The organism is Photobacterium sp. AWH4_225, assembly GCF_056158405.1.
The window spans coordinates 966,684-988,858 of sequence record NZ_JBSWTF010000001.1 but is presented as its reverse complement, the minus strand read 5'-3'; the positions used below and the strand labels follow the sequence as shown (position 1 = coordinate 988,858).

Here is a 22,175-nt window from a genome sequence, read left to right as displayed (position 1 = left end):
ATGAAAACCGTTGTGTGGCAATCCCTGAGCGAGAACCAACAAGAAAGTCTGCTTGAGCGCCCTGCGATCACCGAGGGTGCCAACATCACTGCGATTGTCGAAGGCGTGATTAGTGATGTTCGTAGCCGTGGCGACCAAGCCCTGCTTGAGCTAACTGAGAAATTCGATGGCATCAAGCCAGACAGCATCAAAGTCGGTGAAGAAGAAGTCACTGCGGCTTCGGCAAGGTTGAGTGATGAGATGAAGCAGGCACTGCAGCAGGCTTACCAGAACATCGCCACTTTCCACCAAGCACAAAAACAGCCGACGTTGCGAGTAGAAACTCAGCCAGGAGTGGTATGCGAACAAGTTACGCGTCCAATTAACTCTGTTGGCTTGTATATCCCAGGCGGGAGTGCACCGCTGCCATCAACGGTATTGATGCTAGGCGTACCAGCCCAAATCGCAGGCTGCCGTCAGGTTGTATTATGCTCGCCACCGCCTATCGCTGATGAAATCCTCTATGTTGCTAAACTGTGCGGCATCAGCGAAATCTATAATGTTGGCGGCTCACAGGCTGTCGCTGCAATGGCCTACGGCACCGAGAGCGTGGCTAAAGTCGATAAAATCTTCGGCCCGGGCAATGCTTTTGTCACCGAAGCCAAGCGCCAGGTCAGCAATGACTTCCGCGGCGCGGCAATTGATATGCCAGCCGGCCCTTCAGAGGTTTTGGTAATTGCCGATAGCAGTGCCGACCCTGATTTCATTGCTGCGGACTTGCTTAGCCAGGCTGAGCACGGCCCAGATTCGCAGGTAGTGCTGGTCACCCCAGACCCAAGCATTGCCGATCGCACAGCGGATGCCATTCAGCAGCAACTCAAAGCCCTGCCGCGAGCTGACATTGCGCGCCAGGCGCTAGGTTCAAGCATTTTGATTGTGGCGGAAAGTCTGACCCAGTGTGTGTCGATTTCCAACCACTACGGTCCTGAGCACTTAATTGTCCAGACTCGCAACCCGCGTGATCTGGTCTCGCAGCTGGACAATGCCGGTTCTATTTTCCTTGGCAACTGGTCACCAGAATCGGTTGGTGATTATGCCTCTGGTACCAACCACGTACTACCGACCTACGGCTATACCCGTACCTATTCGAGCCTGGGGCTGGCTGACTTCAGCAAGCGCATGACAGTCCAAGAGTTGAGCGCTGATGGCCTGAAGGAATTGGCACCGACCGTTGTTGCCATTGCTGAAGCTGAAGGCCTCGATGCCCACAAACGCGCGGTGACTATCCGAGTTGAAAAGCTGGCCGCGGCACAAGATGTTTCAAAGGGGGCATAAGATGAAAATTGATCAACTGGCACGCAAAACTGTCCGCGAACTGACCCCCTACCAGTCGGCACGCCGCTTGGGTGGCAGCGGTGATATCTGGCTCAATGCCAACGAGTCACCGTTTGCCAACGAATACAACATCAAGTGCGATCGCCTCAACCGTTACAGCACTTGTCAGCCAACAGAGCTGATTGACGCCTACGCCGATTATGCCTCGGTTCGCCCTGAGCAGGTACTGACCTCTCGCGGTGCCGATGAGGGTATTGAGCTGCTGATCCGCGCATTCTGCGAACCAAACCAAGACAGCATTCTTTATTGTCCGCCGACTTACGGCATGTATGCCATCAGTGCGGAAACGTTCGATGTGAACACCAAAACCGTTCCTTTGACGGCTGATTGGCAGTTAGATCTTGAAGGTATCCGGGAAAATCTCGACGGTGTGAAGCTAGTCTTTGTCTGCAGCCCGAACAACCCGACTGGCAACCTGATCAAACGTCAGGATATCGAATCCCTTTTAGATATGACCCAAGGCAAGGCACTGGTCGTGGTTGACGAGGCGTACATTGACTTCTGCCTTGAAGAAACCACGGCGAATATGCTGGATCAGTACCCGAACCTAGTGGTACTTCGCACCCTGTCAAAAGCATTTGCCCTTGCCGGCCTGCGCTGTGGCTTTACCCTAGCTAATGCAGAGGTAATTGAATTACTTCTTAAAGTCATTGCCCCATATCCAGTACCTGTACCAGTAACAGATATTGCGGTTCAAGCGCTCTCCCCTGCAGGGCGTGCCAAGACCAAGTTCCAGGTACTGGATATCAGCGTCAACCGAGCTTATCTCCAGGCTGGGCTCGGTATGCTGGAAGATGTCACCGTGTATGAGGGATACGGTAACTACCTACTGGTGAAATTCCCCGATGCCGACGCCCTATTCAGTGCATTGTGGGACCACGGCATTATCCTGCGCCGTTCGCCGATAGAGAACTGTATCCGAATCAGTATCGGTAGCCGCGACGAATGCGAAAAAACACTGGCCTTCATCCGAGAGCAGCTAGCAAAAAATTAAGAGTAAGGACAACACTGTGAGCAAGGAAAAAATCTTATTTATCGACCGTGACGGTACTCTGATCGTTGAACCACCAATCGACTTCCAGGTTGACCGCCTCGACAAGCTCAAGCTGGAGCCTTTTGTGATCCCGGCATTGCTGAAACTTCAGGACGCGGGCTACAAACTGGTGATGGTGACCAACCAGGACGGCCTGGGCACCAGCAGCTACCCGCAGGAAGATTTCGATGCCCCGCACAATATGATGATGGAAATCTTCGAATCCCAAGGTGTCAAATTTGATGATGTCCTGATCTGTCCGCACTTTGATGAAGATAACTGCAGCTGCCGCAAGCCTAAGCTGGGCTTGGTCAGGGGCTACCTCCAGCAAGGCAGGGTCGACTTTGAAACCTCGGCCGTAATTGGCGATCGCCAAACCGATCTTCAACTGGCTGAAAACATGGCCATCCGTGGCATCCAGTACAACCCGCAAACCATGGGCTGGCAGCAGATCGTTAAAGATCTTACTACCCGTCCACGGATCGCCGAGGTCGTGCGTACCACCAAGGAAACCGATATCCGCGTCAAGGTAAACCTAGACGAAACCGGCGGCAACCACATTGCCACCGGCCTTGGCTTCTTTGACCACATGCTAGATCAAATCGCGACTCACGGCGGCTTCCGCATGGAGCTGACTGTGGACGGCGATCTGCACATCGACGACCACCACAGCGTAGAAGATGCTGCACTGGCACTGGGTGAAGCCTTGAAAAAAGCGCTCGGCGACAAGCGCGGTATTGGCCGCTTTGGCTTCAGCCTGCCGATGGACGAATGCTTAGCACAATGTGCCTTGGATCTCTCCGGCCGCCCGTACCTCAAGTTCGATGCAGCCTTCAGTCGAGAGCAGGTTGGCGATCTGTCGACGGAAATGGTTTCGCACTTCTTCCGCTCGCTGACCGATACGCTGGCATGCACCCTGCACCTGTCATCAAATGGTGACAATGACCACCACATCGTCGAGAGCTTGTTCAAAGCCTTTGGCCGTACTCTACGCCAAGCTATTCGCGTTGAAGGTAACGAGCTGCCGAGCAGCAAGGGAGTATTGTAATGACCGCATCTAACCAGCAAGTCGTCATCATCGACACCGGCTGTGCCAATGTGTCATCGGTACGTTTTGCTATCGAGCGATTGGGCTACCCGGTTACTGTTAGCAAAGATCCTGAGGTGGTATTGGCGGCAGACAAGCTGTTCCTTCCAGGCGTAGGCACCGCCAGCGAGGCAATGAAAAACCTCGAAGAACGTGACCTTATCAACCTAGTTAAAAAGGTCGATAAGCCACTACTTGGCATTTGCCTTGGCATGCAGCTACTCGGTGAGCTTTCTGAAGAACAAGGCCAAAACGGGACAGAGCAGGTGAACTGCCTTGGCCTATGCGGCGCGCCGGTGAAAAAGATGCAAACCGGCGATTTGCCCCTGCCCCACATGGGTTGGAATACCGTTGCCGCCGAATCGGGTCATCCACTGTTTAAAGATATCCCAGCGGACAGCTATTTTTATTTCGTGCACAGCTATGCCATGCCGGTGTTCGACGAGCCAGAGGCAGGCCGTACTATTGCCCGCTGCGAATACGGCCGACCATTTACCGCTGCGGTGCAGAGCGGCAACTATTATGGCGTCCAGTTCCACCCTGAACGCTCGAGTAAAGCTGGCTCGCAGTTGATCAAAAACTTTCTTGAAATGTAAGGACACCAAAAGGACTTGTTATGATTATTCCCGCTCTCGATTTAATTGAAGGTCAGGTTGTCCGCCTGTTTCAAGGAGACTACGGCAAGGTGACTGAATACAAAGTCGATCCTGCCGAGCAATTCAACCTCTACCACCAAGCCGGCGCGAACTGGCTGCACCTGGTTGATCTGACCGGTGCCAAAGATACCTCCGCCCGCCAGCTCGATTTGATCAGCAAGCTACTGGCTAGCACCCCGGCCAATATCCAGATCGGTGGTGGCGTCCGCACCGAGCAGGATGTCACCGATCTGCTTAATGCCGGTGCCCAGCGTGTGGTGATCGGCTCGACCGCCGTCAAGCAGCCAGAGTTGGTCAAAGGCTGGATGGAAAAGTACGGTCCTGAGCGCATTGTGCTGGCGCTCGATATCAATATCGATGCCGCAGGCAAACGCAACGTAGCGGTTTCTGGCTGGCAGGAAGATTCAGGCGTCACTATCGAAGCCCTGCTGGATGACTTCCTGACGGTTGGTTTGCAACATGTACTATGTACCGATATTTCCCGAGACGGTACGCTCGAAGGCTCAAACGTAGAACTTTACCAAGACTTGTGCGCCCAGTACCCGCAGGTTCAATTTCAGTCGTCAGGTGGTATTGGCTCGCTGGAAGACATCGCCGCCCTTAAAGGCTCTGGTGTGGCTGGCGTGATCGTCGGCCGTGCCCTGCTTGATGGCAAATTCACCGCTGAGCAAGCCTTTGCTTGCTGGGCAGAGTAAGGCAAGGAGAAAAACCCATGTTAGCTAGACGAATTATTCCCTGCCTTGATGTAAGAGATGGCCAAGTGGTCAAAGGGGTGCAGTTCCGCAACCACGAGATCATCGGTGACATTGTCCCACTCGCTAAACGTTATGCCGAAGAAGGTGCCGATGAGCTGGTTTTCTACGATATCACCGCATCCAGTGATGGCCGAGTGGTCGATAAAAGCTGGGTTGCCCGAGTAGCAGAGGTGATCGATATTCCTTTCTGCGTCGCCGGCGGCATCAAGTCTGCCGAAGATGCCAGCCGTATCTTGCAGTTTGGTGCAGATAAAGTGTCGATCAACTCCCCTGCTCTGGCCGATCCTAATTTGATCACCAAGCTGGCGGATAAATTTGGTGTCCAGTGCATTGTGGTCGGTATCGATTCCTATTTCGACGCCGACACCGGTAAATACCAAGTTTACCAATTCACCGGGGATGAAAGCCGCACCAAGGCAACCCGCTGGGAAACCCGTGACTGGGTACAGGAAGTCCAACGCCGCGGTGCCGGTGAAATCGTGCTTAACATGATGAACCAAGACGGTGTCCGTAACGGTTATGATCTCACCCAGCTCAATATGGTCCGCGAAGTATGCCATGTACCGCTTATAGCCTCAGGCGGTGCCGGTGAGATGGTGCACTTTGCCGATGCCTTCAATAAAACGAATGTCGATGGCGCTTTGGCTGCCTCGGTGTTCCACAAACAAATCATCAATATTGGTGAACTCAAGCAATACCTGAAACAACAAGATGTGGAGATCCGACTATGAGCCTAGCAAGCAGTATTAATTGGGACAAAGTAGACGGGTTAGTTCCGGCGATTGTCCAGGACAACACCAGCGGCCAAGTACTGATGCTGGGTTACATGAATGATGCCGCCCTGAGTAAAACCCTTGAGACTAAGCAAGTCACCTTCTGGTCACGAACCAAAGAGCGGCTATGGACCAAAGGTGAAACCTCGGGCAACGTGCTTCAGTTAAAAAGCATCAAGCTAGACTGTGATCAAGACACCCTACTGGTAAAAGTCGACCCTATCGGTCCAACTTGCCACTTGGGTACCCCTACCTGCTTTAGCAATGATACGGCTGAAGAAGGACAGGTCGAGCAACCTGCTCTGGTGTTCCTTCATCAACTTGAGCAGGTCTTGGCTTCTCGTAAAGGTGCCGATCCTGAATCGTCCTACACCGCCAGCCTCTATGCCCGTGGCACCAAGCGGATTTCGCAAAAGGTGGGTGAAGAAGGGGTTGAAGTCGCGCTTGCGGCAACGTCGGGTGACAAGGAGGAGCTGATCTGTGAATCTGCGGACTTGATTTACCACTTGCTGGTACTGCTGCAAGATCAAGGCAAGTCACTCTCGGATGTCACGGCTAAATTGCAGGAACGCCATAAATAACAGCGCACATTAAGAATTGAAAAAGCCCAGCTAAGAAGCTGGGCTTTTTGTATTCAAGAACACTGCCATGTAACAGAATAAAATGACAAAACCTATAAATTAACGCTCAAGCGCTTCTTTATAGTGTTTACGGCAAACCGAGACATAGCGGTCATTGCCGCCGATTTCAACCTGATCACCATCGGCAATCGCTTTACCGCTGGCATCTTGGCGAATAACCATATTGGCTTTACGACCACAATGACAGATAGTCTTCAATTCAACCAATTTATCTGCCCACGCCAGCAAATAACGGCTGCCTTCAAATAGCTCACCACGGAAATCACTGCGCAAGCCATAGCAAAGCACGGGGATATGTAGCTTATCGACCACTTCCGTTAATTGATATACCTGCTCTTTGGTTAAGAACTGACATTCATCAATCAGTACACAATCGACTTTTTTTGCCGTATTCATATCCTGCATACGCGCATAAAGATCATCGTTGACGTTAAATAGCTCTGCCTCTTCCTGCAAACCAATACGCGAGCTGACCTTGCCTTTGCCATAACGATCATCAATCGCAGCGGTAAAAATAACCGGTGTCATGCCGCGCTCGCGGTAATTAAATGATGACTGCAATAATGTTGTCGACTTACCCGCATTCATTGCCGAGTAATAGAAATACATCTGGGCCATTAAGCTTCCCTAGTAATACGATTGGTGCGTGAAAAAATCAGCCGGAATGCTACAGAAAAGCCCTTCAGATTGAAAGGAGCAAGCTCATCTTCTTTGTTACCAATTCACGCTAAAATGGATAAAAATCGCCAATCTGTTTGATTTGCCACAAAAACAAAAAAAGGCCTGTATCAAATACAGACCTTTTTATCATCAGACTATTACTTTCGAACCATCAGCACCATGCCAGCATTACGCGTTGGCTGTTGCTTCCTGAGGACGGCGGGATAGCCAAGACAGCAGGACACAAGCCACAATAAACGCCACTGTTGCGGTCATGAACGACACAGCCAACGAGCCAGTGAAGCCCAGTACCAAGAAACCGATAGTTGAAACTACAGCCATAGATAGTGCATATGGAAGCTGTGTTGATACGTGGTCAATGTGGTGACAACGCGCACCTGTCGAAGATAGGATTGTGGTATCTGAGATAGGTGAACAATGGTCACCGAATACCGAACCGGCCAGAACAGCACCTAGCATAGGAAGCATCAACATAATGTCCGTTGCCGCCGCCAAATCACCCGCGATTGGTAGCATGATACCGAACGTACCCCATGAGGTACCAGTCGAGAAAGCCATCACGCCCGCTAGCAAGAACAGGATAGCCGGAAGAAGCATTGGGTTAATGCTGCCTTCAACCAAGGTCGATAGGTATTTACCTGTCGCCATGTCACTGATAACAGTACCGATACTCCACGCAAACAACAGGATCAAAATCGCACCGAACATCGACTTGGCACCAATCCACAAAGTAGATGATACATCAGCCATTGGGATGCGCTGGCGCATTACTGGAATAAGGGCAGCAGCAAAACCAACAAGACCACCGTATACCAGAGACATACCGACATCAGTATTTTCAAAGGCACCCAGGACGCTAAATGCCAAGCCATCGGCAGCCAATGCCTGGTAGCCAGTAAACAGCATGAAGAAGAAGGTCGCGACTATCAGAGTCACGATTGGCATCACAAGGTCAGCAACGCGGCCGTTCTTGCTCTCTTCAATTTCTAGCTCGTCATTGAGATCTTTTGCGCGGCTGTCGTCATCACCTTCATCGAAACCACGGCAATGGCTCGCTTCCAGCTCATGCTTTTTCATTGGGCCCACATCAATTTGGAACCAAGCCACCACGAATACCATCAGCAGTGCAAATACTGCATAAAAGTTCATTGGTGCCAGCTGCATGAAAGCGCCAAGCGGAGTGTACTCAGTTACGCCGTGCGACACCAAGATACCGCCGATAAGGGTAATAATGTATGCACCCCAGCTAGAGGCAGGCATCAATACACACATTGGCGCGGCAGTTGAATCGAGGATATATGCCAGCTTCGCGCGCGACACGTAGAAACGATCCGTCACTGGGCGAGAAATAGAGCCAACAGCCAAGCTATTAAAGTAATCATCAACGAAAATGAACACGCCCAAGAAAGCTGCCAGCAGTTTTGCCCCGCGCTTGCTCTTGATTTTTGTCTGTGCCCATTCAGCAAAAGCACGAGTACCGCCAGAAAGTGTCAGTAATGCTGTGGTCATACCCAGCAAAATAAGGAAGGCGACAATACTCATGTTCCAGCTGTTGATGGCACCGTCTTCAATAAACAGGCCAGTCACTGTGGTACCGATATAGGAGGCCGTGCCACCAATTGAAAAATCAGTCAGCAGGAATGCGCCCAGCAGGACACCGACACCCAATGAAACTAAAACACGACGTGTGAGGATAGCCAAGCCAAGTGCAACCAAAGGTGGCAACAACGACATGGCGGAGTGTGAAAAATCTACAATATTCATGATCTCGACTACAACCGATCCTGGTTGGAGATCTACTGTTTTACACGACATCGTGTCGTGTATAGAAGAGCATTAGGAAGAGAAGTTACCCTTTTCCGACTCCACAGTAGCGCTCCATAGTTAATGTAATTATATACTATGGCAGTGTTGTCCCTATTCGGTGACAACCCCAGCAAGCTGGCTTGATAACCCGAGCTTACTTCGGCATCGGCTCCTTTCGTAAATCCTCATCGGAATCACCCTCCGATTTACTACTAATAGACGATGCGCCTCTACCCTTAGTCTAGGTCTGGTCAATTCTACGGAATAGATATCCAAATGCAACAAGTTAAGATGAAAAAAATGACAAAAATAGTGAATAGTCTTGCTGAGCAGTACAAAAATCATTCACTTAATAGCAATTTATTATACCTTTCACATATGAAATTGATGGCAAATATTTATCAGTACGAGATGATTTTGGATAAGAGTATTTACTTATCCTGACCATTACATTTTATTACAAATGAGAAATGAACCTGATAAATTGCAAAAAATTAAATGAACCCTTCATTTTTTATTTGGCATCGCCGTATTAAAAGTATTATTATTGCAATTATTGAATTGTCACTGCTATTATTATTTTATAGTTTTGGACCTACAGGAAATAAAAAATGTCTGATGCAATGAAAGCGCTACTTAACCTTCGCAGCCTTCGCGCACTTTCTCGTGAATATTCTCTTGAGCAACTACAAGAAGCACTAGAAAAGCTTCAAACTGTCGTTTCTGAGCGTGAAGAAGCAGAAGCTGAAGAAATCGCTAAAGAAAAAGAACGTACAGAGAAACTAGCTCAATACCGTGAAATGCTACTAGCAGACGGCATTGACCCAGAAGAGCTTCTAGCAACTCTAAATAAAGCACCTAAAGCAAAACGTGCACAGCGTCCAGCTAAATACCGTTTCCTTGATGAAAATGGTGAAGAGAAAACGTGGACTGGCCAAGGCCGTACTCCAAGCGCACTTAAAAAAGCGCTTGATGAAGGTAAGTCTCTAGAAGATTTTGAAATCAAATAATTCAACTTCTTTAACGAACACCTAAAAAAACCCAGCAATTGCTGGGTTTTTTATTTTCTGAATCCAACCCAAGCAAAAACCCAAGCAATTGATTTTAAGGAAAAAAATAATTTAACCTTACTGAAAAGCTCCTCCCGTAGAGTATATTTCCTCTCCGCCTACTCTAAGTAGGTATAAACGGCGTGTGGGGTAAATCAACTTATGCCGTGTATGGTTATTTTCTAAAGAGCATAAAAAACCAGACCCTGAGGTCTGGCTTCTTTGTCATATTTTATCTTTAGCGAATCTGATCTGCCAAGTGGCTTACGGCCAAGGCGAAATAATGTGAACGGTTCCAGTTCAACAAGGATTGATAATTGCCGTAGATAAGGTAGGCACGGCCATGTTTATCATCAGGTTGAATAAGCCAAGCATTAATATCAACACTCGGTAGTGCCTGGCCATTGAAACGTCGAACGCCTAACTTCTGCCACTCTGCTAAAGAGCGAGCCTTGTTCTTTTCTACGCCCATCAACGACGCATCGATAGAAGCGGGCAAGGAAACTTGGCGACCCCATGTATATTGATCATCCCAGCCAGCCTTCTTTAAATAATTTGCAGCAGAGGCAAAAACATCCGCCTCGGTCTGCCAGATATCGATCTTACCGTCATTATTGCCATCAACTGCATAAGATAAAAATGACGTAGGCATGAACTGAGGTTGCCCCATCGCGCCGGCCCAAGAACCCTTCATATCTTCAGGGCTAATATGACCCGCATCCAATATTTCCAATGCTGCCATTACCTGGCTGCGGAAAAATGCTTCACGCCGACCTTCATAAGCAAGCGTTGATAACGCCTCAACAACGTTATAATTCCCCATTAAGCGACCGAAATTACTTTCAACACCCCATAGAGCAACAATAAATCGAGGCTGAACACCGTACTGCTGACCAATTTTATCCAACGTCGTTTTATGCTTACGATATAGCTCGTTAGCCTGTTTTACTTTCCAGGCAGGAACTGCACGGGGAATATACTCATCCAGGGTTAATTTGCGCTCTGGTTGATTTTTATCCGCTTTTACTGCACGTTCTACAAAAGTAATGCCATCAAAAGCAGAGTTGATAATCGACTCTGAAATTCCTTTTTCTCGGGCTTCTACTTTTAGTCCATCGACATAATTATCAAACCCCTCATCAGCATAAACTGCCGATGATAATCCTAACCCTAAGGCCACAAAGGCCGATATCAATCGCTTATGCATAGTTTATCCTTGGCTGCTGGCGGCTTTGTCCGCTTTGTATTTCTCCAGTAAGTTTGGCACGGGAGGCGGTACTTGCAGGTAATACCCTTTATCTTTGAGTTCCGCTTTGACTTTTTCGATATCTGCCTGTGCCAACTTATGACGTTCTTCTAACTTAAGTACCATGACAAATTGTGGCGTACCAAATGTTTTCAACAAAGTTTCAGGTACTGGCGAGAAATCATCTTTGTTGTTGATATAAAGATAGGTATTGTCTTTTTTAGGGCTTTTGTAAATTGCACACAACATATTGTCGGTAACCTGTTCGTTAATTTCGCTATTTTGTCAGACAACAATTCGACTGAATCATTCCCTTGAAAGAGGGGGATCGCCTACTTGATGAGACGGTTGTCTGAAATTCCAACGCAAAAGCAAGGATAGCTTGCTGATATACGGTTTGGAATATAACATGCAAGTTACCCAAGAGATAACGTTCCCGGACGACTAATTTAGCGACAGTCATCAATACACATGACAAAATCTGCAGAACTCAAGGGAGGCTCATTTACCCTCTCTGCCCTCCACCTCGTGGATGGCGACATACAGCAAGCAGTCAACTTTCTGAAAGAGAAGGTTGAACAGGCGCCTAATTTCTTTTCAGCCGCTCCCATCGTTATTGATGTCAGCCAAGTCGACAGTAAATTGGACTTCGCTTTGCTAAAAAGCCAAGTCCATGAAGCAGGAATGATCCCTGTTGGGATCAGCGGCTGCAAGCAACCGGAGTTACAAGCACAAGCCAAGCAGGCTGGTTTTGCCATTATGAATGCGGCAAAACAGGCCAAAGCAGCTGAACCTGTGATGACACCGACAAAAATCATTAAAAATCCGGTTCGGTCAGGCCAACAAATTTATGCTAAGAATAGTGATTTGATAGTGCTTGGACATGTGAGTGCGGCTGCGGAGATCATTGCTGATGGCTGTATCCATGTCTACGGGACCCTAAGAGGCCGTGCTATCGCTGGGGCCAGCGGTCAAAAAGAGGCAAAGATTTTCTGCCATAACTTACAGCCGGAACTCATCTCAATCGCAGGGAACTACTGGTTGAGCGACAAAATACAACAAGAGTTCTGGGGACAAAATGTCGTTATCTCGCTTGCTGAAAACAATTTGAACATAGAGCAGATGGCTCTATAACGTTTAATAAGGAATTTATAAGATGGCTCGTATTATCGTTGTTACCTCAGGTAAAGGTGGCGTTGGTAAAACTACCTCGAGTGCAGCTATTGCATCGGGTCTTGCGCTTAGCGGCAAGAAAACAGCGGTGATCGATTTCGATATCGGCCTGCGTAACCTTGATCTCATCATGGGCTGCGAGCGCCGTGTAGTCTACGACTTCGTCAACGTCATCAATGGTGAAGCCAACCTTAACCAAGCGCTTATCAAAGACAAGCGTGTCGACAACCTGTATGTCCTACCCGCTTCACAGACCCGCGACAAAGATGCACTAAGCCGCGAAGGTGTCGAGCGTGTCTTCAACGACATGGCTGAGATGGGCTTTGAGTTCATCATCTGTGATTCACCAGCAGGTATCGAGACTGGTGCACTAATGGCTCTGTACTTTGCCGACGAAGCCATTGTTACCACCAACCCTGAAGTCTCATCTGTACGTGACTCCGACCGTATTCTAGGCATTCTTGATTCAAAGTCACGCCGCGCCGAGCAAGCCGAAGAACCAGTGAAGACTCACCTGCTGCTGACTCGCTACAACCCGGCTCGCGTCACTTTAGGTGAAATGCTTAGCGTCGGTGATGTCGAGGAAATCCTTCATATCCCACTACTGGGCGTGATCCCGGAAAGCCAGGCCGTATTGAATGCCTCTAACAAAGGTGAGCCGGTTATTTTCGACAAAGAATCAGACGCCGGTATCGCCTACGAAGACACGGTTGCCCGCCTGCTTGGCGAAGAACGCCCATTCCGCTTCCTTGAAGAAGAGAAGAAAGGCTTCCTAAAACGTCTATTCGGAGGGTAATACACGATGGCATTGTTAGAATTCTTCCGCCCCAAGAAACCAACGACTGCCAGTGTAGCCAAAGAGCGGCTGCAAATTATCGTTGCTGAACGCCGCTCTGCCGATCAGGGTGCACCTAGCTACTTACCGCAGTTGAAGCAAGACATTCTGGATGTGATCCGCAAATACGTCGAGATCAGCCCAGAACAGGTTACCGTTAACCTCGACCAGAAAGAAGAAGATCTTTCTGTGCTGGAGCTCAACGTCACCCTACCAGACGAAGAGAAATAATCTGGGTCAGTTGCAAAAAAGCCCCGCCCAATAATATTGGGCGGGGCTTTTCTTTTTTTGTTGCTATGCCTATTTCGATTTCAGCAAAGGCAATACTTTGGCTTCAAATAGCGGCTTGCGCCAAGTTTTGAGCATATCCGGCATATGATCCGCTGAACGGTCTTTTTTCCACGCCCATGAAATCAGCTGGTTGATTTGCTTCTTCGACGCCAAGAATTCCGCCATCAGCCCAGTCTCTTGCTCTACCCGCGTTACCACATCTTTAATATGCTTCACTTTTTGCTTGTAGCCAGGCAAATCAACAAGGCGGGTAATTTTCTCAGGATACTGTTCTTCCGGCATGTCATCGACATCATGAACCATTTTCAGCAACCGGTTGGCGTGGCGCTGAATTTCCATGTTATCGAAACCTTCTTTGGCCATCACAGCCTTGGACTTGATGCCGTAACGGGCCAACTTCCATAGATGCAGCTCTTTGACGATAAAGTTCAGGGCCAAGTCGCGCTTACGCGCTTCCAGTACCCGCCATTTGGCCGCTTTTTGCAAAATCGCCAGCTGTTTCGGGTTGAGCTGCCAGGCATTTTTGATATCCAGGTAGGCTTTTTCCGGATCCAAGGTTTTAACTCGCTTGAGCATCAACCCTGCACACTCCTGCGCCAGAGCCTCCTGCCAGCCTTTGGCTTCAACCAACGGCATCAGTTTCTGGTATAGCGGCAACAGGTAGTACACATCAGCGGCAGCATAATCAAGCTGACGATCGGTGAGTGGACGAGCCAGCCAATTGGTTCGCGCTTCACCTTTATCAAGCTCGATACCCAAGAAATCTTTCACCAGCGTACCAAAACCTGCTGACACCCCATAGCCAAGGAACGAGGCCATCACCTGGGTATCAATCATCGGCACCGGCAAGCAACCGGCATAATATTGGAAAACTTCCAAATCTTCGCCGCAAGCATGGAGAACCTTGATCACCGACTGATCGCGCAGTAGCTCCCATAAAGGCTCTAGATCGTCGATAGCCAGCGGGTCGATCAATGCCAACGACTCGCCATCGAACAACTGGATCAAACCCAGCTTAGGATAAAGGGTTCGGGTTCTGACAAACTCGGTATCCAGCATGACTGCCGACTGGCGACGCGCCTGAAGACAGATTGTTTCCAACCGCGTGCGGCTGGTGATCATTTCAAAATTCACTATATCTTCACCACAAATACCAAACTGGGCTCAAGGCTAATAAAGCAGAATATTGCCCAACATGGAATAAAATGCCGGCTAATCGCCGGCATTTTGAGTTCTAATTGAGGATACGGTTACGCATCCTGAGTTTGCTGGTTGGACTCTTCACGCAAAGCACGGCGGAGGATCTTACCGACATTGGTCTTTGGCAGTTCATCACGGAACTCAACAATTTTAGGGATCTTATAGCCGGTTAGGTGCTCACGACAGTGCTCAAGCAACTCTTCACGAGTCAGGCTGGCATCGCGTTTAACCACACAAACTTTAACGACCTCACCAGATACTTCATGCGGCTCACCAATGGCTGCCACCTCAAGTACCTTGCTGTTCAGAGCAACCACATCTTCGATTTCATTCGGGTAAACATTGAAGCCCGATACCAAAATCATATCTTTCTTGCGATCAACAATGTGCAGGAAGCCTTCTTCATCGAAGCGAACGATATCACCGGTCGATAACCAACCGTCTTCGGTCAGCACTTCTTTACTCGCTTCCGGGCGCTGCCAGTAACCCTGCATTACCTGCGGGCCACGCACCTGCAGTTCACCTGTCTGATCGTTGCCCAGTACCTGACCTTCGTCATCAACAATACGCACGTCTGTCGATGGCACCGGCAAACCGATAGAACCATTATAGTCGGTTAGATCATACGGGTAAGCGGCCACCAGCGGTGAACACTCCGTCAGGCCATAGCCTTCCAGCAGGTAGTTGCCGGTAATTTGTTTCCACTTGTCAGCCACAGCACGCTGGACAGCCATACCTCCGCCTACCGATAGGCGTAGCTGGCTGAAGTCGATTTCATGGAAATCTTCATTGTTGACCAAGGCATTGAACAAGGTATTCACACCTGTGATTGCTGTGAATGGGTAACGCTGCAACTCTTTGACAAAAGTCGGGATATCACGCGGGTTGGTGATCAGCAGGTTACGGCCACCCATTTCAATGAACAGCAAGCAGTTCACAGTCAGGGCAAAGACATGGTAAAGCGGCAATGCGGTCACAATAAGCTCACGGCCTTCGGTCAGTACCGGGCCATAGGCGCCTTTTGCCTGCATCACATTTGCCAGCATATTGCGGTGACTAAGAATCGCCCCCTTGGCAACACCAGTTGTACCGCCAGTGTACTGAAGGAAAGCAGTATCTTCACCAGACATAAATGGTTTCACATATTGCATGCGGCGGCCTTTACGCAGCGCCATACGCATTGATGTGGCGTGGGGAAGATGATACTTAGGCACCATCTTCTTGATGTACTTCACCACAAAGTTAACCAAGGTGCCTTTCGGGCGTGATAGCTGATCACCCAGACTGGTCAGTACTACATGCTGAACACTGGTATTTTTAACGATGCTTTCAAGGGTGTGGGCGAAGTTAGAAACAATGACGATGGCCTTGGCACCAGAATCGTTCAACTGGTGTTCTAGCTCTCGCGGAGTATAAAGTGGGTTAACATTCACCACCACACAACCGGCACGTAAAATACCAAATAGGGCAATCGGGTACTGAAGCAAGTTCGGCATCATCACAGCAACGCGATCACCCTTCTTTAGCTTCAGCTCATTTTGCAGGTAAGCAGCAAAAGCACGGCTTCGCTCTTCCAGTTTACGGAAGGTCATCACCTGACCCATGTTGATAAACGCGGTCTGATCAGCGTACTTCTGTACAGATTGCTCAAACATTTCAACCAACGACGGATACTGATCCGGGTTGATTTCAGCCGGTACATCTTCCGGATAGCGGTTAAGCCAAACCTTATCCACTTTGCACTCTCCTTCTTGAATTTGGCATGGTGCCTATATGTGCTAACGGGTATTTAAAACATGTGTTTACACCACAATTACAGCACAATTAACATACAAGTAACACTGGCCTATTCAGCCAATGCATTAAATTTTGAACTAAACAACAATATCTCTTCAGCTACCCTTTCCGGGCACTGAAGGTGGCAGTGGTGACCACCAGCCACTTCAACTTGCTTAAGCTGTTTCCAGCCTTGGGCCTCTGGCTGTTTCAGCTTCAGTCGCCGATAACCCGTTTGCCCAATAATCGATAACACCGGACAGGTTAAGGCGGAAATCAGGGCATCAACATGCTCTGGCGACATCCGGTACAGGGAATCACAGCGCAGGCGGTTGTCGTGGCGCCAATACCAGCGTCCATCTCGTTGCACCACAGCCCGCTCAACCACTGGTTGAATGTGTTCAGGCAGCACATCATTCACCGAGCAGCGTAGATCGAGCGCTTGTTGAAATGTCGCCATTGAGCGACTTTGACGCTGCTGTGCCCTGGCACGATAGCGCTGACGGCTTTGGATACCCTGCCGCAGCCTATCCGGAGTATTGAATGTCTCTTCGGATAATGGTGCCAACCCTTCTATTAAGCTTAGCGAGGCAACTTTGTCGCTAAAGGCGGCCGCGTAACAAACTGAGACCAAAGCCCCCATCGAATGGCCTACAAGCGTCACCTGCGGCTGATCCAATAATTCGACCAGCTGAGCCAGATCATCAACATAATCGACAAAATGGTAGAAATTATCTGCCGCCCTGGGCGCCGATAGTCCATGACCGGGCCAATCAATCGCAATAACATGGAAATGTTCAGCAAGTGGACCAAACATAGGGGCAAAGCTGGCCGCGTTATCTTGCCAGCCATGCAGCATCACCATCACCGGTTTTGGCGCTAAGACACCGCTTAACTGGGACTTGTCGCTGATAGGTTGCTCGGTTGGAAACGAGGCAAGCCCCGCTAACGGCTGTTCAGCCAGCTGAAATTCAATCTGAAACATGGTTATCTATTTGGTCACCCGTTCCCTGACTTCGGCGCGGGAAAACCCTTTATTGATAAGGCTTGGTGAACAATGCAGACCAATACAACTTCTGTAGCGGTCAAAGTCATCAATCCAGACCTCCTGCCTCACTTGCCAGAGCTGGGTTCCCGAAGCGGCAACGACAGGAAACCGGTAGTTGAACTCACCGACTTTGCCATCTTCCTCGCCATCGACATGACCAGCAACAGAAATCAACCGACCAGGATGATATTCCATCGGCTCGAGAAAGCCATCGACATATGCAACAAAACGTTTCTGGGTGCTATTCCCCAATTTAGGCTTACCATCACTGCCTATCGGCATGGCAACGATCTCCAATCGGGTTTTCTGCTCACCATTATCAATAGCTGCAATCACACCGCCAAGGCGAATAGCCTGCCCAAGATCCTGGCCGGAAGGGTCACTCAGTGCCATCACATCGGTGATCGGATTTTCGCTGTCGGTCATCAGGCTATCAGGCACCGCGGCGCAGCCTATCATAGTCGCAGCAAGCAACCCAACGATTAGCTTCCTAAACATAGGTAACTCCATTGTAAATGATGAATATCCGCGCAATTCCCCGAGGTTCAGGCAACTAATCGCGCTTAAACATATACATCGACCCCAACCAACATCGAGAGTTCATCGCGCTTTTGCTGGTGCATCACACCCAAATAACTCTCCAATGCCTGGCGGTTTTTACCCTCAGGTTGGTCGTACTGAATATGAGAGTGGGCTGCGTTTAGCACTTCAGGATCACGAACAGACTGGGCGACGGCTTTGGCGACGGGTGTAGGCTCACTAGCATCCTGAACGGAGGCACGAGTGATTTTCGTCTTCGACGGGGTTTGGGGGATGGTGACAGGGAGGCGCTGAATAGAAACCATAGGAAACGTCCAGTATCCAAAGAATTGCCGAGCATGCTAATACAATAGTATGCATACACGGCAATGAGGCAAGTGTATTATTCGCGGCCTGGCAGTTTTTTCCAGGTAACGGTATCGCGAAGGTACACAGGGCTTGCTTCTTCGGCTGCTACAGCCTCGCCACGTGCAAATGCATATTTGGCCAAATGCACCATATCAGCTGAATCAGGATACAGAACCGAACCTGAAACGGTTTCGACAGGTAATTGTGCCAATGCCTCAGCATAACTTTCCCAACCTGTACCAGCCGTTAACCACGAACCTTCACTCTCCGGTAGTTGCGTGATCAGCATCTCAGGCTTGATAACCAACTCGCTACCCTGCACCGCCCAATCGCCATCGGCCTGACGGCGGTACTGACCCCAGTAGATTTCATTCATACGGGCATCAATGGCTGCCATCACCTGTTCAGCCTGATGCTGACGGTATGTTCCCTGTGCCATCGCCGCCAGCGTTGAAACACCCACCATTGGCAGATCAGCACCGAATGCCAACCCCTGGGCGATACCAATACCGATGCGCACCCCGGTAAAGCTACCCGGACCGCGGCCGAATGCCAGCGCATCTAGCTGGTTTAGCTTCAGGCCAGCCTGTGCCAGTACGCTGTCAACCATAGGCAAAACTTTGGTGGTGTGCTCACGCGGTGCGTATTCACAGTGAGAAATCACTTCATCGCCCACCAGCAGGGCAACGGAACAGTTTTCGGTGGCAGTATCTACTGCAAGGATTTTGTTGCTCATTCAAGCCTCTGAATGCTGTTCTTCGGTATCGGCAGACGCTTGCTGACCATTTACCGAAGATAAAAATTGCCCGACACCAATCACATCCCGGGTACGCGGGATAGGCGGCAGGCTGTTAAGAAATACGGCACCGTAAGGGCGCGTGACTAACCGGTTGTCACAGATCACCAGAACACCTTTGTCCTGCTTGTCGCGGATCAGTCGGCCGACCCCCTGCTTGAGGGTGATCACCGCATCCGGGATCTGTACTTGCGCAAAAGGATCGCCACCGCGTAAGCGGCAATCCTCAATACGCGCTTTCAGCAGCGGATCGTCCGGCGCTGTAAAAGGTAATTTGTCAATGATAACACAGCTTAGGGCCTGTCCTCTAACATCCACCCCTTCCCAAAAAGCGCCAGTGGCTATCAGTAGGGCATTACCCCGCTCAAGATATTCGGCCAGCAACTTCTGCTTGGTGGTTTCCCCTTGCACCAATACGGGCAAATCGAGTTTGGCACGGAACCCTTCAGCCAAATCACGGACCATCTGGTGCGAAGTGCACAGGAAGAAACACCGCCCATTATTGTCTTCAATAACCGGAGCCAGCATCTCCACCAACCGGTCGGCGATACCGAAGCTATTGGGTTCAGGCAAGAAGCGGGGCACACAAAGCAAAGCCTGCTGCTGGTAATCAAACGGGCTTTCGAGCGAAAACTGTTGTTTGGGCTTGAGCCCTAACCGCTCACTGAAATGGCTGAAGTCCTCATTCACCGCCAAGGTGGCCGAGGTAAAAATCCACGCCCCGCCCTGTTGCTCTACCTGCTCGCTGAACTTATCAGCGACCGACAACGGCGTAATATGCAAGCTAAAGTGGCGCGGGGTACATTCATACCAATAGGAATAACCCGTAATGCTGGTATCGCAAACCCGCTCCAAGCGCGCCTTGATCAACGTCGCCCGCTCGAAGGCGGCATCCAACAGCTGGCTCCGGCCCAGCGCCAGTTTCAGCACTTCATGGGTCAAGTCCAACGCATCACTCAAGCGGGTAATTTCGCGCTGTATCGTCGGGCTGGCATTGGCTTCTCGCCAGTTACCGCGAAATCCAGGCTCACCCAGCACAATCCGCATATCAGACGCAGCCTGGTGCAGCCTATCGGCAGTCTTTTGCAGCTGGCGCATGTCTTTAGCTTCAGTGCGATAGCCAATCTCGACATCTTTGGCCAGCTCTTGAATTTGGCGACTAGACAGACTTTGGCCAAAGTACTGGCTGGCAATATCCGGCATCTGGTGCGCTTCGTCAAAGATGAACACTTCCGCTTCGGGGATCAGCTCACCAAAACCGGTTTCCTTGATAGCCTGATCTGCCAAGAACAGATGGTGGTTGACCACCACGACATCGGCTTCCATCGCTCTGCGACGGGCCTTGACCACAAAGCAATCTTCATAGGACGGACACTCTCGACCAAGACAGTTGTCATTGGTCGAGGTGATCATCGGGATCACCGGGCTATCTTCGGCAATGTCTTCACAATCACCCAAGTCGCCGCTTTTGGTCGACGATGACCAGCTTCTAACCTGAACCAATTGACTGAGTAATTTTGGATCGGTATGGACACCATGGCTTTCGGTGATCTGGCGGCTTAGGCGGTCAAGACATAGGTAGTTTGAGCGTCCCTTGAGCAAAGACACCCGGCCGGTAAAACCGAGGGCATCAGCCATTAACGGCAAATCGCGGTGGAACAACTGTTCCTGAAGGTTCTTGGAGCCGGTCGAGATAATGGTTTTCTTGCCGCTGACAAGGGCTGGTACCAAATAGGCAAACGTCTTACCGGTACCGGTTCCCGCCTCGACCACAAGCTGGCTCTCGGTTTTAATGGCGTCGGCCACGGCTTGCGCCATATCGATTTGCGGCTGGCGGGCCTGGAACCCCGGAATGGCTTTGTCTAGCGCACCACCGGAGGCAAAAAACTTGGCTATCATAGACGTTTGAGTCTCTAGGCTTTTAACTATTGGGGTTTAGAAAAACGGACTTTGTGCATTGCCGTTGATTGACCGGCCATTATGCCAATATTCCCAGCTAGCAGCCATGATTTATTCCCGTTCAAGATTTAGCCTTTGACCCCGAAAGCGATACAGGGTAAATACTATTAGGCCGGATTACACAAATGCCTGATTTTCTCGCAAGAGGTAAACCGATTTGTAAAAAATAGTAGTTCAAGGAAGAGCACCATGGAAAAGAAAACCCTGCTGACCGACTGCCCGGATGCAATGGGCCTGATCAGCAAAATTACCAACATCTGCTACAAGCACCAACTCAATATTGTCCACAACAATGAGTTTGTCGATCACTCCCACAGCCAATTCTTCATGCGCACCGAGCTTGAAGGTTACTTCAATGATGAAACGTTCCTTTACGACTTGGACCGTGCGCTACCTGAAGGCAGCCACCGCCGCTTGATCAGCTCAGACCGCAAGCGGGTGGTGATTATGGTCACCAAGGAAGCCCATTGCTTGGGGGATATCTTGGTCAAGACCTTCGACGGCACCTTGGATATTGAGATTGCCGCCATTGTCGGTAACTACGACCACCTAGCGGATTTGGCCACCAAATTTGATATTCCCTTCCATCATGTCAGCCACGAAGGGCTTAGCCGCGACGAGCACGAAGCCCTATTGCTAGAGGCCGTTCAACAGTACAACCCGGATTATGTGGTGCTGGCCAAATACATGCGAATCCTAACACCAAACTTCGTGGCTCAGTTCCCCCATAAAATCATCAATATCCACCACAGCTTCCTGCCTGCGTTTATTGGTGCCAAGCCTTACCAGCAAGCGTTTGAGCGCGGGGTGAAAATTATTGGTGCCACAGCCCACTTTGTGACCAACGATCTTGATGAGGGCCCGATCATTACTCAGAACGTTATTCCGGTAGACCATAACTTCAGTGCCGAGGATATGGCACGGGCGGGAAGAGATGTTGAAAAGTCAGTGCTGAGCAAAGCGCTAGGCTTGGTGATTGATGACCGGGTATTTGTCTACGGCAACCGTACTGTGATCTTGTAATCAGCAAATCATTAACTGTTTCAGCTGATTGTATTTAGCAAGGGTGAGATTTCAAAACCTACCCGCCAAGGACGGCGGGTCGGAG

General features: G+C 49.9%; 23 protein-coding genes and 1 riboswitch. Of the genes, 12 read left to right on the top strand and 11 right to left on the bottom strand.

Features of this window, described 5'->3' with window-relative positions; translation table 11 throughout:
* The 7 genes from hisD to hisIE are packed head-to-tail and all read left to right on the top strand — an operon-like array spanning nt 1 to nt 6,259.
* Nucleotides 1-1,314 carry a histidinol dehydrogenase gene (hisD, locus tag ACXAD4_RS05015; protein ID WP_475239210.1) on the top strand — a complete coding sequence of 438 codons (1,314 nt, stop codon included), beginning with the start codon at nt 1-3 and terminating at the stop codon, nt 1,312-1,314.
* A gap of 7 nt (nt 1,315-1,321) precedes the next feature.
* Nucleotides 1,322-2,368 (top strand): histidinol-phosphate transaminase, encoded by a 1,047-nt coding sequence (gene hisC / locus ACXAD4_RS05010; protein ID WP_475242711.1) that lies wholly within the window; start codon nt 1,322-1,324, stop codon nt 2,366-2,368.
* 16 nt (nt 2,369-2,384) lie between these two features.
* Nucleotides 2,385-3,455: a bifunctional histidinol-phosphatase/imidazoleglycerol-phosphate dehydratase HisB gene (gene hisB, locus ACXAD4_RS05005; protein WP_475239208.1), complete on the top strand. Its 1,071-nt coding sequence runs from the start codon at nt 2,385-2,387 to the stop codon at nt 3,453-3,455.
* On the top strand, nt 3,455-4,090 hold the full coding sequence (gene hisH / locus ACXAD4_RS05000) for an imidazole glycerol phosphate synthase subunit HisH (protein WP_475239205.1): 636 nt from the start codon (nt 3,455-3,457) through the stop codon (nt 4,088-4,090). Before hisB ends, hisH begins: the two co-directional genes overlap by 1 nt.
* 20 nt (nt 4,091-4,110) lie before the next feature.
* Nucleotides 4,111-4,845: a 1-(5-phosphoribosyl)-5-[(5-phosphoribosylamino)methylideneamino]imidazole-4-carboxamide isomerase gene (hisA, locus tag ACXAD4_RS04995; protein ID WP_475239203.1), complete on the top strand. Its 735-nt coding sequence runs from the start codon at nt 4,111-4,113 to the stop codon at nt 4,843-4,845.
* Between the two features lie 17 nt (nt 4,846-4,862).
* Nucleotides 4,863-5,636: an imidazole glycerol phosphate synthase subunit HisF gene (gene hisF / locus ACXAD4_RS04990; protein WP_475239201.1), complete on the top strand. Its 774-nt coding sequence runs from the start codon at nt 4,863-4,865 to the stop codon at nt 5,634-5,636.
* The gene (hisIE, locus tag ACXAD4_RS04985) at nt 5,633-6,259 is read left to right on the top strand and encodes a bifunctional phosphoribosyl-AMP cyclohydrolase/phosphoribosyl-ATP diphosphatase HisIE (protein ID WP_475239200.1); all 627 of its coding nucleotides are present in this window, start codon (nt 5,633-5,635) and stop codon (nt 6,257-6,259) included. The genes hisF and hisIE overlap by 4 nt, the downstream gene beginning before the upstream one ends.
* A 99-nt stretch (nt 6,260-6,358) precedes the next feature.
* On the opposite strand, the gene ACXAD4_RS04980 is transcribed toward hisIE, so the two are convergent.
* Complete coding sequence (locus ACXAD4_RS04980; protein WP_317523415.1) at nt 6,359-6,937, bottom strand: thymidine kinase; 579 nt, start codon at nt 6,935-6,937, stop codon at nt 6,359-6,361.
* Between the two features lie 231 nt (nt 6,938-7,168).
* Complete coding sequence (locus tag ACXAD4_RS04975; RefSeq protein WP_475239197.1) at nt 7,169-8,764, bottom strand: Na+/H+ antiporter NhaC family protein; 1,596 nt, start codon at nt 8,762-8,764, stop codon at nt 7,169-7,171.
* 99 nt (nt 8,765-8,863) lie between these two features.
* Nucleotides 8,864-9,047: riboswitch (Lysine riboswitch) on the bottom strand.
* 370 nt (nt 9,048-9,417) lie between these two features.
* Here ACXAD4_RS04975 and ACXAD4_RS04970 point away from each other — a divergent pair.
* Nucleotides 9,418-9,816, top strand: coding sequence for an H-NS family histone-like protein (locus ACXAD4_RS04970; RefSeq protein WP_317523417.1), 399 nt, complete (start codon nt 9,418-9,420; stop codon nt 9,814-9,816).
* A gap of 277 nt (nt 9,817-10,093) precedes the next feature.
* Here ACXAD4_RS04970 and ACXAD4_RS04965 read toward each other — a convergent pair whose 3' ends face one another.
* Nucleotides 10,094-11,062: a lytic murein transglycosylase gene (locus tag ACXAD4_RS04965; protein WP_475239195.1), complete on the bottom strand. Its 969-nt coding sequence runs from the start codon at nt 11,060-11,062 to the stop codon at nt 10,094-10,096.
* A gap of 3 nt (nt 11,063-11,065) precedes the next feature.
* Complete coding sequence (locus ACXAD4_RS04960) at nt 11,066-11,350, bottom strand: YcgL domain-containing protein (protein ID WP_475239193.1); 285 nt, start codon at nt 11,348-11,350, stop codon at nt 11,066-11,068.
* A 222-nt stretch (nt 11,351-11,572) separates the two neighbouring features.
* Between ACXAD4_RS04960 and minC the strand changes: the two genes are divergently transcribed.
* From minC to minE, 3 genes are read left to right on the top strand one after another with little or no spacing between them, the layout of a single operon-like run.
* On the top strand, nt 11,573-12,235 hold the full coding sequence (gene minC, locus ACXAD4_RS04955) for a septum site-determining protein MinC (RefSeq protein WP_317523420.1): 663 nt from the start codon (nt 11,573-11,575) through the stop codon (nt 12,233-12,235).
* Between the two features lie 22 nt (nt 12,236-12,257).
* Nucleotides 12,258-13,070: a septum site-determining protein MinD gene (gene minD / locus ACXAD4_RS04950; RefSeq protein ID WP_107298537.1), complete on the top strand. Its 813-nt coding sequence runs from the start codon at nt 12,258-12,260 to the stop codon at nt 13,068-13,070.
* 6 nt (nt 13,071-13,076) lie between these two features.
* Nucleotides 13,077-13,340: a cell division topological specificity factor MinE gene (gene minE / locus ACXAD4_RS04945; RefSeq protein ID WP_039463265.1), complete on the top strand. Its 264-nt coding sequence runs from the start codon at nt 13,077-13,079 to the stop codon at nt 13,338-13,340.
* Between the two features lie 69 nt (nt 13,341-13,409).
* Here the strand turns inward: minE and rnd are convergent, their stop codons facing one another.
* From rnd to ACXAD4_RS04910, 7 genes are all read right to left on the bottom strand, one after another.
* Entirely contained in the window at nt 13,410-14,534 is a 1,125-nt protein-coding gene (gene rnd / locus ACXAD4_RS04940; RefSeq protein WP_475239191.1) for a ribonuclease D, read from the bottom strand.
* A 116-nt stretch (nt 14,535-14,650) separates the two neighbouring features.
* Complete coding sequence (fadD, locus tag ACXAD4_RS04935; RefSeq protein ID WP_317523422.1) at nt 14,651-16,336, bottom strand: long-chain-fatty-acid--CoA ligase FadD; 1,686 nt, start codon at nt 16,334-16,336, stop codon at nt 14,651-14,653.
* Between the two features lie 110 nt (nt 16,337-16,446).
* On the bottom strand, nt 16,447-17,361 hold the full coding sequence (locus ACXAD4_RS04930) for an alpha/beta fold hydrolase (protein ID WP_475239189.1): 915 nt from the start codon (nt 17,359-17,361) through the stop codon (nt 16,447-16,449).
* Nucleotides 17,362-17,367: 6 nt separating this feature from the next.
* Entirely contained in the window at nt 17,368-17,922 is a 555-nt protein-coding gene (locus ACXAD4_RS04925) for a Slp family lipoprotein (RefSeq protein WP_475239187.1), read from the bottom strand.
* A gap of 65 nt (nt 17,923-17,987) precedes the next feature.
* Entirely contained in the window at nt 17,988-18,269 is a 282-nt protein-coding gene (locus tag ACXAD4_RS04920) for a hypothetical protein (RefSeq protein WP_475239185.1), read from the bottom strand.
* Between the two features lie 77 nt (nt 18,270-18,346).
* Entirely contained in the window at nt 18,347-19,048 is a 702-nt protein-coding gene (tsaB, locus tag ACXAD4_RS04915) for a tRNA (adenosine(37)-N6)-threonylcarbamoyltransferase complex dimerization subunit type 1 TsaB (RefSeq protein ID WP_475239183.1), read from the bottom strand.
* Nucleotides 19,049-21,007, bottom strand: coding sequence for an ATP-dependent DNA helicase (locus ACXAD4_RS04910; protein ID WP_475239181.1), 1,959 nt, complete (start codon nt 21,005-21,007; stop codon nt 19,049-19,051).
* 249 nt (nt 21,008-21,256) lie between these two features.
* On the opposite strand from ACXAD4_RS04910, the gene purU reads away from it, so the two are divergent.
* Nucleotides 21,257-22,090: a formyltetrahydrofolate deformylase gene (gene purU, locus ACXAD4_RS04905; RefSeq protein ID WP_475239178.1), complete on the top strand. Its 834-nt coding sequence runs from the start codon at nt 21,257-21,259 to the stop codon at nt 22,088-22,090.
* Nucleotides 22,091-22,175 lie beyond the last annotated feature (85 nt).

What these genes read in the sequence shown, in the direction of transcription:
- hisD (WP_475239210.1), top strand. Translation starts at nt 1, where the DNA reads ATGAAAACCGTTGTGTGGCAATCCCTGAGCGAGAACCAACAAGAAAGT.
- hisH (WP_475239205.1), top strand. Translation starts at nt 3,455, where the DNA reads ATGACCGCATCTAACCAGCAAGTCGTCATCATCGACACCGGCTGTGCC.
- hisA (WP_475239203.1), top strand. Translation starts at nt 4,111, where the DNA reads ATGATTATTCCCGCTCTCGATTTAATTGAAGGTCAGGTTGTCCGCCTG.
- hisF (WP_475239201.1), top strand. Translation starts at nt 4,863, where the DNA reads ATGTTAGCTAGACGAATTATTCCCTGCCTTGATGTAAGAGATGGCCAA.
- hisIE (WP_475239200.1), top strand. Translation starts at nt 5,633, where the DNA reads ATGAGCCTAGCAAGCAGTATTAATTGGGACAAAGTAGACGGGTTAGTT.
- ACXAD4_RS04980 (WP_317523415.1), bottom strand. Translation starts at nt 6,937, where the DNA reads ATGGCCCAGATGTATTTCTATTACTCGGCAATGAATGCGGGTAAGTCG.
- ACXAD4_RS04975 (WP_475239197.1), bottom strand. Translation starts at nt 8,764, where the DNA reads ATGAATATTGTAGATTTTTCACACTCCGCCATGTCGTTGTTGCCACCT.
- ACXAD4_RS04970 (WP_317523417.1), top strand. Translation starts at nt 9,418, where the DNA reads ATGTCTGATGCAATGAAAGCGCTACTTAACCTTCGCAGCCTTCGCGCA.
- ACXAD4_RS04965 (WP_475239195.1), bottom strand. Translation starts at nt 11,062, where the DNA reads ATGCATAAGCGATTGATATCGGCCTTTGTGGCCTTAGGGTTAGGATTA.
- ACXAD4_RS04960 (WP_475239193.1), bottom strand. Translation starts at nt 11,350, where the DNA reads ATGTTGTGTGCAATTTACAAAAGCCCTAAAAAAGACAATACCTATCTT.
- minC (WP_317523420.1), top strand. Translation starts at nt 11,573, where the DNA reads ATGACAAAATCTGCAGAACTCAAGGGAGGCTCATTTACCCTCTCTGCC.
- minD (WP_107298537.1), top strand. Translation starts at nt 12,258, where the DNA reads ATGGCTCGTATTATCGTTGTTACCTCAGGTAAAGGTGGCGTTGGTAAA.
- minE (WP_039463265.1), top strand. Translation starts at nt 13,077, where the DNA reads ATGGCATTGTTAGAATTCTTCCGCCCCAAGAAACCAACGACTGCCAGT.
- ACXAD4_RS04930 (WP_475239189.1), bottom strand. Translation starts at nt 17,361, where the DNA reads ATGTTTCAGATTGAATTTCAGCTGGCTGAACAGCCGTTAGCGGGGCTT.
- ACXAD4_RS04925 (WP_475239187.1), bottom strand. Translation starts at nt 17,922, where the DNA reads ATGTTTAGGAAGCTAATCGTTGGGTTGCTTGCTGCGACTATGATAGGC.
- ACXAD4_RS04920 (WP_475239185.1), bottom strand. Translation starts at nt 18,269, where the DNA reads ATGGTTTCTATTCAGCGCCTCCCTGTCACCATCCCCCAAACCCCGTCG.
- tsaB (WP_475239183.1), bottom strand. Translation starts at nt 19,048, where the DNA reads ATGAGCAACAAAATCCTTGCAGTAGATACTGCCACCGAAAACTGTTCC.
- ACXAD4_RS04910 (WP_475239181.1), bottom strand. Translation starts at nt 21,007, where the DNA reads ATGATAGCCAAGTTTTTTGCCTCCGGTGGTGCGCTAGACAAAGCCATT.
- purU (WP_475239178.1), top strand. Translation starts at nt 21,257, where the DNA reads ATGGAAAAGAAAACCCTGCTGACCGACTGCCCGGATGCAATGGGCCTG.